Source organism: Curtobacterium sp. MCJR17_055 (assembly GCF_003224335.1).
Classification (GTDB): Bacteria; Actinomycetota; Actinomycetes; order Actinomycetales; family Microbacteriaceae; genus Curtobacterium.
On the sequence record NZ_QKLF01000001.1, the window covers coordinates 323,619 to 335,967 of the forward strand.

The window sequence follows — 12,349 nt, forward strand, 5'->3', positions numbered from 1 at the left end:
CGTCCCGCTGCCGCGGTCGCAGCCCGGCCGGGAGGCCCGTCCCGACCCCGCAACGTCCGTCCGGCCGGTCCGGGAGTCGGGTCCGGCGCCTCGGTACCCTGGTGCGGTGACCGACACGACCGACACGTCCGCCGACGCCCGCCCGACCTCTGCATGGGGCCACGGCCTCGCGACGATCGCCGCCGACGGCACCGTCCTCGACACCTGGTTCCCGGAGACGCACCTCGGTGAGCGGCCGGCCGACGCAGCGGTGCCGGCCGGTCTGCAGGCCGCCGCGGGCGAGGACCCGCGCCGCGAGGTCCGGCTCGAGGTCGTCACCGTCGACATCGTGATCGACGAGGCCCCGACGAGCACGCCCGACGCCTACCTCCGCCTCCACCTGCTCAGCCACCTGCACGTCCGGCCGAACGAGGTCTCCCTCGACGGCGTGTTCGGGCACCTGCCGATCGTCGCCTGGACCAACGCCGGCCCGGTGCACCCCGAGACGCTCACCCGCCTCCGGCCGACCCTGCAGCGCGCCGGCATCGCCGTGCACGCGATCGACAAGTTCCCCCGGCTGGTGGACTACGTCGTCCCGGACCGGGTCCGCATCGGCGACGCCAACCGCGTGCGGCTCGGCGCACACCTCGCACCGGGCACGACCGTGATGCACGAGGGCTTCGTGAACTTCAACGCCGGGACCCTCGGCGAGGCGATGATCGAGGGCCGCGTCTCCCAGGGCGTCGTCGTCGGCGACGGCACGGACATCGGCGGTGGTGCCTCGATCATGGGCACGCTCTCCGGCGGCGGGACGCACCGTGTCCGCCTCGGTGCCCGTGCCCTGCTCGGTGCGAACGCCGGCCTCGGCATCTCGCTCGGCGACGACTCCGTCGTCGAGGCGGGGCTGTACGTCACGGCGGGCACGAAGGTCGTCCTGGTCGGGGCAGCTCCGGGCCCGGACGGCACGCCCCGGACCGTGAAGGCCGCCGAGCTGTCGGACGCGCCGAACGTCCTGTTCCGGCGCAACTCCGTCACGGGTGCGGTCGAGGCGCTGCAGCGGAAGGGCGAGGGGATCCAGCTCAACACGGCGCTGCACGCCTAGCGTGTGCTCGGCGGTCGGGCGTCGGCCGCGCACCGGGAAGCCGCATGAGCCCCGTCCGGACCGGTGACCGCGAGGAACCGTCCGTCTCCACCTGACGCGAGCGCGGGAGCGCGGTGCCGGTGTACGGGCCCGGCACCGCGCCTCCCGTCCTGGCAGACGCCTCGTTGCTGTTCTCGTATGTGGAATACTGGATGCTCCTTCGTCCCGACCCAGGAGTCACCACCATGCCGTTCCCCCGTGCCCGCGCCCGTACCACCCGGACGGGCATCTGCAGCCTCGTCCTGGCGTCGACGGCCCTCGGTCCCCTGCTCGTCCCGAGCGTCGCCTCGGCCGCAGCGACACCGACGGTCACCGGCAGCCTCCGCACCGCCGTCGTGAACGACGCGGTCGTCGACGCGACCTTCACCTTCCGCAACACCGGCACCGTGTCCGCACCCGTGACCGCCGCCTTCGACCTGGCACGCGGGATGGTCCACAACCGCCTCAGCGCACGTGTCTCCGTCACGATGACCGGCACGCGCGTGACGGTCACCGCTCCCGGCACGCTCGAGCCCGGTGCGTCACTGGAGGTCCCGCTGTACCTGCTCGACGGCAGCGGTGCTGTCCCGGAGCACTGCTCGGTGGGCACCGCACCGGTGGACGGGTGCTCGGCGCCGGAAGCCGGGGCACCCGCGCCGTCGCCGTCGCCGTCGCCGTCGCCCGGTGACGACACCGACGGGGAGCAGACCGGCCAGGGCTCCGACGGCGGTGCCGAGGCGGGCAGCGAGGCGGACCAGGGTGGCGACACCCCGGCGCCGTCGGCACCGGAGCGGACCGTCCCGACCGTGACGTCCGGGCACAGTGACGTCCCCGTCCGCCCGGTCGGCTCGGCGGCTGACGCAGCCGCCACCGACGGCACGCAGTTCGTCCGTAGCGACCTCCGCCAGGCCGCGCGGTGGATCCGGAAGGGCCAGTCCTTCGTCGTCGAGGTCCCGGACACCGTGAGGCGCGCCGAGGTCGGCATCGGCCTGTACGGCCGCCACCGCGGCATCAACCACTGCCACGACGTCGGCATCTGGACGCAGTCGCTCGCGCCCGGTCAGAACATCATCACCGCTCCGCACGACGGTCTCGTCTCGGTCCTCGACCGCAGCACGACCGACAGCGGCACCGTGGTGGTCCGTGGCGGTGCCCCCGTCCCGACCTACGTCGCAGGTGCCACAGACCGCGCGTGGTTCGACACCCAGCTGACGAACTGGGACCGGTCGCCGTTCTTCCTGCTCATCGGCGAGCACGTCCAGGCCGACGTCCTCCGAGCCGACACGGAGGACCCGCAGGGTGACCAGAACGAGCAGCTCATCGCCGGCGACGACCTCGACACACGCATCGGTCGTTGGGACGAGATGATCGACGTCAACCACGAGGTCTGGGGCGTCCAGGACACCGGTCACCGCGTGCACATCGCCACGCCGTCCTTCGGCGAGCCCGGAGGCGAGTACATCGACAACCACCAGGGGTGGCTCGCGTTCCCGACCGACCATGCCAAGCCGCACCACCTGCTGGACGGTGAGGACTCCATGGTCGGCGACCGCCACCTGCGCCGCGCGTTCGGCCGGGTCTTCCAGCAGGACGTCGTGCGATGGACCGACCACCACGGCCAGGTCGACAGCCGGAGTTCGGAGGACCTCGCGAGCCTCGTGGTCGAGGAGCGACGCAACCACCGCAACTGGCTCGACTCCTGGCGGAGGAACGTCGAGGAGTTCCGCGAGCAGCCGGTCGAGCAGCGTGACTTCTGGAACGGGTCACTGAACCCCACGACGCGACACCTCGCGTTCGACCAGCTCCGCCGCGCCTACGGGGACGACTTCATCGCACGGGTCGCCGAGCGGACCCGAGGCCCGGTCCTGCCGGGCGCCCGACGAGAGGCACGGCTGGACTTCATCCTGGCGGCCGCGCACGTCGCCGGACACGACCTCACGCCGTTCTTCGAGCAGTGGGGCATCCCCGTCGAGGCGGATCTCCGACCACACCTCGCCGAGTACCCGGCGCTCGAGACGCCGATCTGGGACGACTTCGACGCGCTGCACTGAGGTCCGGCGGTCCTGCAGGCACGGGTGCCGCAGACGGACGGGAGGCGCGGTGCCGGCCGGCACCGCGCCTCCCGTCCGATGACGCGGGCGTCAGCGCTGCGGCAAGTCGCGCTCCGGGTACCCCACGTACAGCTGCTGCGGGCGGCCGATCTTGTTGAGCGGGTCGTTGTTCAGCTCGCGCCACTGGGCGATCCACCCGGGAAGCCGACCGATGGCGAACAGGACGGTGAACATCCGCGGCGGGAACCCCATCGCCTTGTAGATGATGCCGGTGTAGAAGTCGACGTTCGGGTACAGCTTGCGGCTGACGAAGTACTCGTCCTCGAGCGCGATCTGCTCGAGTTCCTTCGCGATGTCGAGCAGGTCGTCCTGCACGCCGAGCGCCTCGAGGACCTCGTCGGCGGACTCCTTGACGAGCTTCGCGCGGGGGTCGTAGTTCTTGTACACGCGGTGTCCGAAGCCCATGAGCTTCACCCCGCGCTCCTTGTTCTTCACGCGCTCGACGAAACGGGTGACGGGCTCCCCCGAGTCCTTGATCTGCTGGAGCATCTCGAGCACGGCCTCGTTCGCGCCGCCGTGCAGCGGACCGTAGAGCGCGTTGATGCCGGCGGAGATCGACGCGAACATGTTCGCCTTCGTCGACCCGACCAGGCGCACCGTCGCCGTCGAGGCGTTCTGCTCGTGGTCCTCGTGCAGGATGAGCAGCCGGTCGAGCGCCTTCGAGAGCACCGGGTCCGGCTGGTACGGCTCGGCCATGGTGCCGAAGTTGAGCCGGAGGAAGTTGTCGACGAACGACAGCGAGTTGTCCGGGTACAGGAAGGCCTGTCCGATCGCCTTCTTGTGCGCGTACGCGGCGATGACCGGCAGCTTCGCGAGGAGCCGGACGGTCTGCAGCTCGACCTTCTCGGGGTCGTCGACGTCCATGTCGTCCTCGTAGTACGTCGAGAGCGCGCTGACGGCGCTCGAGAGCACGGACATCGGGTGGGCCGAGTGCGGCAACGCGTCGAAGAGGCGGCGCAGGTCCTCGTGCAGCAGGGTGTGCCGGCGGATCCGGCTGTCGAACGCCTCGAGCTCGGTCGGCGACGGGAGCTCGCCGTAGATGAGGAGCCAGGCGACCTCGAGGAACGTGCAGTTCGACGCGACCTGGTCGATGGGGTACCCGCGGTAACGGAGGATCCCCTGGTCGCCGTCGATGTACGTGATCGCGCTCTTCGTCGAGCCGGTGTTGACGAAGCCGTAGTCGAGGGTGTTCAGCCCGGTCTGCTTCTTCAGCGAGGAGATGTCGATCGTGGACGCGCCGTCGACGCTCTGCAGGATCGGGAACTCCGCCTGACCCCCCGGGTACGACAGCGTGGCCGTCTCGGTCGCCTGCTCGGCACCGGGGCTCACCGGGATGGGCGTCGTGGGCGGTGTGGCCGTCTTCTGAGCGTCGTTGGCAGTGTCAGTCACGCTGGACAGCCTAACGGCGGCGACTGTCGATCGGGTACAGCCCGGGGACGGTCGGTTGGTGTGCAACCACGGTTGCGCGGACGCTCCGCCCGTGGGCCGATCCCGGCCGGGAGGCCCGTCAGCCGCCCGCCATGCGACCCGCGCTGGCGAGGCGCTGGGCAGCGGCGGCGATGCGGTCGTCCGTCGCCGTCAGGGCGACGCGGACGTGACGAGCACCGGCGGCGCCGTAGAACGTGCCGGGCGCGACGAGGATGCCGCGGTCGGCCAGCCACGCGACGGTGTCCAGGGCGGGCTCGTCCCGCGTGGCCCAGAGGTAGAGTCCGGCACCGCTGGCGTCGATGCGGAACCCCGCCCGCTCGAATGCCGTCCGGAGCACGTTCCGCCGGGTGCGGTAGCGGGCCTTCTGTTGCTGCACGTGCGTCTCGTCCTCGAGTGCGACGACCATCGCCTGCTGCACGGGCAGCGGCGGCATCATGCCGGTGTGCTTGCGGATCGCGAGGACGTCGGCGAGCAGTGCGGCATCCCCGGCGACGAAGGCTGCGCGGTACCCGGCGAGGTTCGACTGCTTGGAGAGGGAGTACACGCTGAGGACGCCGTCCAACGAGTCACCGACCACGCGCGGGTCGAGGATCGTCGGGGTGGGTCCGGTGTCGTACGGGGCGTCCCAGCCGAGTTCGGCGTAGCACTCGTCGCCGACGATGACGGCGCCGAGCTCCCGCGCGCGGGCGACGGCGGCGCGGAGCTGCTCGATCGAGAGCACCCGCCCGTCCGGGTTGCCCGGGGAGTTCAGCCAGACGAGCTTCGTGCTGGTCGGCCACGATGCCGGGTCGTCGGCGGCCATGGCGTCGGCGCGGACGAGTGCGGCGCCGAGCTCGTAGGTCGGGTAGGCGGCCTCGGGGAAGACGACCGTGTCACCCGGTCCGAGTCCCATCCAGAGCGCGAGCCCGGCGATGAACTCCTTCGACCCGATGGTCGGCAGGACGTGGTCGGCGGTGAGCCGGACGCCCTGGCGACGGCCGTACCAGGCCGCGATCGCCTCGCGGAGCGCGGGCGTGCCGGCGACCTGCGGGTAGGCGTGGGCGTCGGTCGCGTCGGCCAGTGCGCGACGGACGACCTCGGGCGTGGGGTCGACCGGCGACCCGACACTGAGGTCGACGATGCCGCCCTCGTACGCCGTCGCCCGCTGCTTGTACGGGGCGAGCTGGTCCCAGGGGAAGTCGGGGAGGTCGAGCGCCACGGGTGTCAGGCCCGGGGCTGTGCCATGACGACCGGGTGGTCCTTGTGGATCACGCCGACCTTGGCCGCTCCGCCGGGCGAGCCGATCTCGGAGAAGAACTCGACGTTGGCCTTGTAGTAGTCGGCCCACTCCTCGGGGAGGTCGTCCTCGTAGTAGATGGCCTCGACCGGGCAGACCGGCTCACACGCACCGCAGTCGACGCATTCGTCCGGGTGGATGTAGAGCGACCGGTCACCCTCGTAGATGCAGTCCACGGGGCATTCGTCGATGCACGCGCGGTCCTTCACGTCGACACAGGGCTGAGCGATCACGTAGGTCACGAGCGGGTGCTCCCTTCCGGGGTTGAGCGACTGCGAGTCTACCCGTGCGGTGCTGCGACCTCGGACCGGTCGGCCTGCCGTGCCGGGTCTGCGCGCAGCCCGGAGAGGTCGGGCCAGGCGAGCACGAGCATCGCGACGACGGCGGGGCCGAAGGTCCAGACGTACCCGGCGGCGTTCGCGAGGACGAGGGGCGAACTCGTCCCGGCGACGGCGACGAGCACCTGGGTGGCGAGGATGACCCCGACCCCGACGGCCGCGACGAGCAGCCGCGACCGGTACAGCAGGCGGACGCCGACGACCACGCCGATGACGATCAGCATCGTGAGGACCATGCCGATCGGTGCTGCGCTCCACGACCCGATGGGAACGGTCTGCTGGTGGGTGACGGTGCCGAGGCCGCCGACGATCAGGCCGACGGCCGCGGCGACCACGAGTGCGGCGGCTCGGCCCGGGCCCGACATCTCGGCGAACGACTGCGGCGCGGTCGGGACCGGGGGCACGTCGTGCCGGAAGCCCTCCAGCGCGGGCACGGCCTGCCGGGCGCCGTGCGGCAGGACGTACGACAGCGCACCGGGGTCGCGCGGATCGGCGGCGTCCACGGTGAGCTGGCTGCGGTACTGCTCGAGCGCTGCCCGGACCTTGCCGCGGACCGGGAGGACGTCGACCGTGACGTCGGCGCGGCCGGAGTCCGCGTCGACGATCATCGAGAACGCGACCTCCTCGGCGCGCGCGGCGTACCGGGCGGCGGCGTGGACGCGGACGTGGTCGGGGTGTCCGTACCCACCGTCGTCGTCGTAGGTGACAACGGCGTCGGCACCGGTCGACCGGATCGCCGCACGGACGTCGTCGACCACCTCGCCCAGGTCGGCGCGCGTCAGGGAGTCCTCCGGTGCGTCGCCGGCCGCGGTCGCGCGGCCGTCCGGCCCCCACTGCATGCCCGAGTCGGTGTAGCGGCGTGTCGGGAGATCGGTCGGCCGGGCACCGGGGCCGCCGAGCCACAGGTGGGCCGGGCCGCCGAGGGCTGCGAGGGCCGCCGCGATCTCGGTCTCGCGGTGCGCGGCGACGCGTGGGCCGTCGCCGGCGAGCGGTGCGAGCTCGGCCGTGAGCATCTCGCCGCGCTCCCCCCGGGTGGCGGTCAGCACGGTCACGTGTGCGCCGAGCTCGAGCAGGGTCGCGATGGTCCCGCCGGACGACAGGGTCTCGTCGTCGGGGTGCGCGTGGACGAAGAGGACGCGTTCAGGGCGCGTGGCCGGTGCCGTGGACATCGCCTGCAAGCGTACGGGAAGGGCTCCGGGCGCCGCGCGTCGGCGGACCGCCCCGGGCGTCAGCGCGAGGTGACGATGTAGGTGGCGGTGGCGCCGCCGTCGGCCGCGGAGAACGTCAGGACGACGCGGTGGTCGTCGCTCCGGAACAACCCGAACGCGCTCGAGCTGTCGGCCCGCTCGGCCGACTCGGTGAAGCCGGCGTCGGCGAGCTGCTGCGCCGCCGTGCTGAAGTCCCCCACCGACGCGGTGCGGACCTGCACGACCCAGCCCGAGCCTCCCGGGCCGGCCCCACCGCCGAGCACGGTGCCGTCGACGAGCGGGACGGACGAGGACGGGAACCCGTCGGGGACCTGGCCGTCGCTCGTCACGTGCGTCCCGCGCAGGGCCGTGTCGAGCGCTCCGTCGATCCCGCCCGCCACGTCGGCCATGCCGCGCTCGATCGCGGCTCCGTCGATGCCCTGGACCCCTTCCGAGACGGTCGACGCGACCGAGGAACCGAGGTCGGTCGCCTGGCGGACGGCGTCGGACGAACAGCCGCTCAGACCGGCGAGGGCGACGCCGGCGGCGACGGCAGCGGTGAGCGAGGTGCGGATCGGGCGGCGCATGCCGGTACCGTAACCGGCCGGACGGCGGAGTCGTGGTGCGTTCGCTGGGAAGTCGCCCCGGACCGGCCTCAGGAGAGGTACGCCCGCGCGGCCGCGACGAGCGCGTCGACCCCGACCGGGATCGCCGTCTCGGCCTGCGGTGCGTAGAACGGCGAGTGGTTGCTGGGGATCTCCGCGCCGCTGCGGAACAGCTCCGGGTCGGTGATGCCGGTGAACCAGTAGACGATCGGGGCACCCGCGGCGGTGGCGAGCTGCCCGACGTCCTCGGACGCCATCGCCAGTCCGGACTCCATGTCGACGGCGTGCGGCACGACGGCACGGACGGCGTCGAGGACGACCGCTGCCTGCTCGGGGTCGTTGACGAGCACGTCGGCCCCCGGCGCACGCGCGATCGTCGGAGCGGCCAGTCCCCCGGCCTCGCTCTCGGCACGGACGATGCGCTCGATCGAGGCCACGATCCGCGCTCGCGTCTCCTCGTTGCGGGCGCGCGTCGAGATCTCGATCACGGCCGTGTCGGGGATGATGTTCGGCCGCGTGCCGGCGTGGAACGACCCGACGGTGACGACCCCGGCGTCGCTCGGGGCGACCTCCCGCGACACGATCGTCTGCAGCCGCACGACGGCGGACGCGGCGGTGACGATCGGGTCCAGGGACGCCTGCGGTGCCGAGCCGTGCGCGCCGCGGCCCGTGAAGGTCACGGTGAACCGGTCGCTCGACGCCATCACCGCTCCGGACCCGACCGCGACGACACCGACCGGCGCCGGGGCGGAGTGCTGCCCGAGCACCACGGTCGGCTTGGGGAAGCGGTCGACGAGACCGTCCTCGATCATGGCCCGCGCGCCGGAGATGACCTCCTCCGCAGGCTGGAACACGGCGACGACCGTGCCGTGCCAGTCCGCGGTCGCGGCGACGAGCCGTTCGAGGGCGCCGAGCAGCCACGTCACGTGGATGTCGTGGCCGCAGGCGTGCATGGTGGGCCCCTCGTTGCCGTCCTCGTCCACCCCGCGGTGGGTGCTGGCGTACGGCAGGCCGGTGCGCTCCTGCACGGGCAGCCCGTCGATGTCGGCGCGCAGCCAGAGCACCGGGCCGTCCCCGTTCCCGAGCACCCCGACGACCCCGGTGCCGCCGACCCCGGTGGTGACCGTGATGCCGCCGATCTCCGCCAGCCGGTCGGCGATGACGCCGGCGGTGCGGTGCTCCTGGAACCCGAGCTCCGGGTGGGCGTGCAGGTCCTGGTAGATCGAGAGCAGGTCGAGAGTCACCGGACCACCGTATCCCCCGGTCCCGGTCCCGACGGCACGGGCGCCGACGGTACGGACGCCGACGGCCCGGCCACCTGGAGCGGTGACCGGGCCGTCGGGAGGAGGACGGGCCTCCTGGATGGTGCTCGGCTGCTTACGCGTCCTGGCGCTTCAGGCGGGCGTAGCTGCGCTGGCGGGCCTGCGCGTCGAGCTCGACCTTGCGGATGCGGACCGCGTCCGGGGTGACCTCGACGCACTCGTCCTCGCGGGCGAACTCCAGGCACTCCTCGAGCGAGAGCTGCCGGGACGGCGTCATCGACTCGAACGTGTCGGCGTTGGCCGACCGCATGTTGGTGAGCTTCTTCTCCTTGGTGATGTTCACGTCCATGTCGTCGGCGCGCGAGTTCTCGCCGATGACCATGCCCTCGTAGACCTCCTCCGTCGGGTTGACGAAGAACGTCATCCGCTCCTGGAGGTTCGTGATGGCGAACGGGGTGACCACACCGGAGCGGTCGGAGACGATCGAGCCGTTGATGCGGGTCTGGATCGGGCCGGCCCAGTCGTCGTAGCCGTGGAAGATCGCGTTGGCGATGCCGGTGCCGCGGGTCTCCGTGAGGAACGACGTGCGGAAGCCGATGAGGCCGCGCGACGGCACGATGAACTCCATGCGGATCCAGCCGGTGCCGTGGTTCACCATGTTCTCCATGCGGCCCTTGCGGGCGGCCATGAGCTGGGTGATGGCGCCGAGGTGCTCCTCCGGCGTGTCGATCGTCATGTGCTCGAACGGCTCCTGCAGCTTGCCGTTCTCGTCACGCTTGGTGACGACCTGCGGCTTGCCGACGGTGAGCTCGAAACCCTCACGACGCATCTGCTCGACCAGGATGGCGAGTGCGAGCTCGCCACGGCCCTGGACCTCCCACGCGTCCGGGCGTCCGATGTCGACGACCTTGAGCGAGACGTTGCCGACCAGCTCACGGTCGAGACGGTCCTTCACGAGACGCGCGGTGAGCTTGTGGCCCTTCACCTTGCCGACCAGCGGCGACGTGTTCGTGCCGATCGTCATCGAGATCGCCGGGTCGTCGACCGTGATGGTCGGCAGCGGGCGGACGTCCTCGGGGTCGCTCAGCGTCTCACCGATGGTGATCGTGTCGAAGCCGGCGACGGCGACGATGTCACCGGGGCCGGCGGACTCGGCCGGGAAGCGGTTCAGCGCCTTGGTGATGAGGAGCTCGGTGATGCGTGCGTTGACGACGGAGCCGTCGTGCTTGACCCACGCGACCGTCTGGCCCTTCTTCATCGTGCCGTGGAAGATGCGCAGGAGCGCGAGGCGGCCGAGGAACGGCGACGCGTCGAGGTTCGTGACGTGCGCCTGCAGGGGGTGCTCGTCGTCGTACGTCGGGGCCGGGACGTGCTGGAGGATCGCCTCGAAGAGCGGCTCGAGGTCGTCGTTGTCCGGCAGCGTGCCGTCCTCGGGCTTGTTGCGGCTCGCGGCACCGGCGCGACCGGAGGCGTACACGACCGGGACGTCGAGGATCGCGTCGAGGTCGAGGTCGTCGACCTCGTCCGCCAGGTCGGAGGCGAGCCCGAGGAGCAGGTCCTGGCTCTCCGAGACGACCTCGTCGATCCGGGAGTCCGGGCGGTCCGTCTTGTTGACGAGCAGGATCACCGGCAGCTTGGCGGCGAGCGCCTTGCGGAGCACGAAGCGGGTCTGGGGCAGCGGGCCCTCGGACGCGTCGACCAGCAGGACGACACCGTCGACCATGGAGAGGCCGCGCTCGACCTCACCACCGAAGTCGGCGTGGCCGGGGGTGTCGATCACGTTGATCGTGATGCGGCCGCCCGGGTTGAACTCCTCGGCGTGCTTCCCGTTGTAGAGCACCGAGGTGTTCTTCGCGAGGATGGTGATGCCCTTCTCGCGCTCGAGGTCGTTCGAGTCCATCATGCGGTCTTCGCCCTCGAAGTGGGCGTCGAACGAGTTGGTCTGCGTGAGCATCGCGTCGACGAGGGTGGTCTTGCCGTGGTCGACGTGTGCCACGATGGCGACGTTGCGCAGGTCGGACCGAGTGGCGAGCGCCATACAGGACATCCTTTTGTGTTCGGAAGAAGATCGGGCGAGCGCCCGGTTTCGGGACCGGCCCGAAGGGGTTCGGGACCAGCCCGAGGAGTGCGGGACGGTGCCCGACGGGGTTCGGGACCATGCCCGACTCGCCAGTCTACCGGTAGTTCTGCAACCAGGAGGAGTACAGCCGATGAGCCGACGGCGAACGTGGACCGAGATCGCCGTGGTGCTGATGCTCTCGCTCGGCGCGAGCGCGCTGTACTCGGTCCTGCAGATCATCGACGACCTGTCGCAGACGACACCGCTCGGCGAGCAGTCCACCGCGCTGAACAGCTCCACGACGACGGTCCAGTACGTCGACCTGGCGCGGCAACTGCTGGGCATCGCCGTCGACCTCGCACCCGTCGCGCTGGTGTGCATGCTGCTCTGGGAGTCGTCCCGCCCCCACCTGGGCCGGCTCGGCATCGACCGGTTCCGCGTCCGGCCCGACCTCGGCGGCGCGGCGCTCATCGCCCTGGGCATCGGCATCCCCGGGCTGGCGCTCTACTTCACCGGACGGGCGCTCGGCATCACCGTCGCCGTGGACCCGGCGGCGCTCGACTCGTACTGGTGGACGATCCCGGTACTGCTGCTCTCCGCCGTCCGGTCCGGGCTGCAGGAGGAGGTCATCGTCGTCGGTTACCTGTATGCCCGACTCCGCGACGACCTCGGGTGGGGACGCTGGCAGGTCACCCTGTCCACGGCCGTCCTGCGCGGCAGCTACCACCTGTACCAGGGCTTCGGTGCGTTCATCGGCAACGCGGTGATGGGCGTCGTCTTCGGGTGGATCTACACGAAGTGGGGGCGGCTGCTCCCCCTCGTCATCACGCACGTGCTCCTCGACGCGACGGTCTTCGTCGGCTACCCGTTCGTCGCGCGGGCGTTCCCCGGACTGTTCTCCTAGCGCGCGCTGGCGAAGCGGCGGCGGCACGTCCACCGGCCCGTCCGGCCGGGAGGCCCGGTTCCGGTCCGGCGCTCGGCTCC

Annotated in this window: 10 protein-coding genes; 3 read left to right on the plus strand and 7 right to left on the minus strand. The window is 71.6% G+C overall.

Features of this window, described 5'->3' with window-relative positions:
- Nucleotides 1-106 precede the first annotated feature (106 nt).
- Together dapD and DEJ16_RS01520 are read left to right on the plus strand one after the other, a co-directional pair.
- Entirely contained in the window at nt 107-1,081 is a 975-nt protein-coding gene (gene dapD, locus DEJ16_RS01515; protein ID WP_110823685.1) for a 2,3,4,5-tetrahydropyridine-2,6-dicarboxylate N-succinyltransferase, read from the plus strand.
- Between the two features lie 224 nt (nt 1,082-1,305).
- Nucleotides 1,306-3,150 (plus strand): M60 family metallopeptidase, encoded by a 1,845-nt coding sequence (locus tag DEJ16_RS01520; RefSeq protein ID WP_181419405.1) that lies wholly within the window; start codon nt 1,306-1,308, stop codon nt 3,148-3,150.
- Between the two features lie 90 nt (nt 3,151-3,240).
- On the opposite strand, the gene DEJ16_RS01525 is transcribed toward DEJ16_RS01520, so the two are convergent.
- From DEJ16_RS01525 to typA, 7 genes are all read right to left on the minus strand, one after another.
- Entirely contained in the window at nt 3,241-4,539 is a 1,299-nt protein-coding gene (locus tag DEJ16_RS01525) for a citrate synthase (protein WP_110823683.1), read from the minus strand.
- Nucleotides 4,540-4,717: 178 nt separating this feature from the next.
- The gene (gene dapC / locus DEJ16_RS01530) at nt 4,718-5,836 is read right to left on the minus strand and encodes a succinyldiaminopimelate transaminase (RefSeq protein WP_110823682.1); all 1,119 of its coding nucleotides are present in this window, start codon (nt 5,834-5,836) and stop codon (nt 4,718-4,720) included.
- Nucleotides 5,837-5,841: 5 nt separating this feature from the next.
- On the minus strand, nt 5,842-6,156 hold the full coding sequence (gene fdxA, locus DEJ16_RS01535) for a ferredoxin (RefSeq protein ID WP_110823681.1): 315 nt from the start codon (nt 6,154-6,156) through the stop codon (nt 5,842-5,844).
- Between the two features lie 38 nt (nt 6,157-6,194).
- Nucleotides 6,195-7,421 carry a PIG-L family deacetylase gene (locus tag DEJ16_RS01540; protein WP_110823680.1) on the minus strand — a complete coding sequence of 409 codons (1,227 nt, stop codon included), beginning with the start codon at nt 7,419-7,421 and terminating at the stop codon, nt 6,195-6,197.
- Nucleotides 7,422-7,480: 59 nt separating this feature from the next.
- Nucleotides 7,481-8,026 carry a hypothetical protein gene (locus DEJ16_RS01545; protein WP_110823679.1) on the minus strand — a complete coding sequence of 182 codons (546 nt, stop codon included), beginning with the start codon at nt 8,024-8,026 and terminating at the stop codon, nt 7,481-7,483.
- Nucleotides 8,027-8,094: 68 nt separating this feature from the next.
- On the minus strand, nt 8,095-9,288 hold the full coding sequence (locus tag DEJ16_RS01550) for an amidohydrolase (RefSeq protein ID WP_110823678.1): 1,194 nt from the start codon (nt 9,286-9,288) through the stop codon (nt 8,095-8,097).
- A gap of 133 nt (nt 9,289-9,421) precedes the next feature.
- Nucleotides 9,422-11,344: a translational GTPase TypA gene (gene typA / locus DEJ16_RS01555; protein WP_110823677.1), complete on the minus strand. Its 1,923-nt coding sequence runs from the start codon at nt 11,342-11,344 to the stop codon at nt 9,422-9,424.
- Between the two features lie 172 nt (nt 11,345-11,516).
- On the opposite strand from typA, the gene DEJ16_RS01560 reads away from it, so the two are divergent.
- Nucleotides 11,517-12,269 carry a CPBP family intramembrane glutamic endopeptidase gene (locus tag DEJ16_RS01560; RefSeq protein ID WP_110823676.1) on the plus strand — a complete coding sequence of 251 codons (753 nt, stop codon included), beginning with the start codon at nt 11,517-11,519 and terminating at the stop codon, nt 12,267-12,269.
- Nucleotides 12,270-12,349 lie beyond the last annotated feature (80 nt).

What these genes read in the sequence shown, in the direction of transcription:
- DEJ16_RS01560 (WP_110823676.1), top strand. Translation starts at nt 11,517, where the DNA reads ATGAGCCGACGGCGAACGTGGACCGAGATCGCCGTGGTGCTGATGCTC.
- typA (WP_110823677.1), bottom strand. Translation starts at nt 11,344, where the DNA reads ATGGCGCTCGCCACTCGGTCCGACCTGCGCAACGTCGCCATCGTGGCA.
- DEJ16_RS01540 (WP_110823680.1), bottom strand. Translation starts at nt 7,421, where the DNA reads ATGTCCACGGCACCGGCCACGCGCCCTGAACGCGTCCTCTTCGTCCAC.
- DEJ16_RS01520 (WP_181419405.1), top strand. Translation starts at nt 1,306, where the DNA reads ATGCCGTTCCCCCGTGCCCGCGCCCGTACCACCCGGACGGGCATCTGC.
- DEJ16_RS01545 (WP_110823679.1), bottom strand. Translation starts at nt 8,026, where the DNA reads ATGCGCCGCCCGATCCGCACCTCGCTCACCGCTGCCGTCGCCGCCGGC.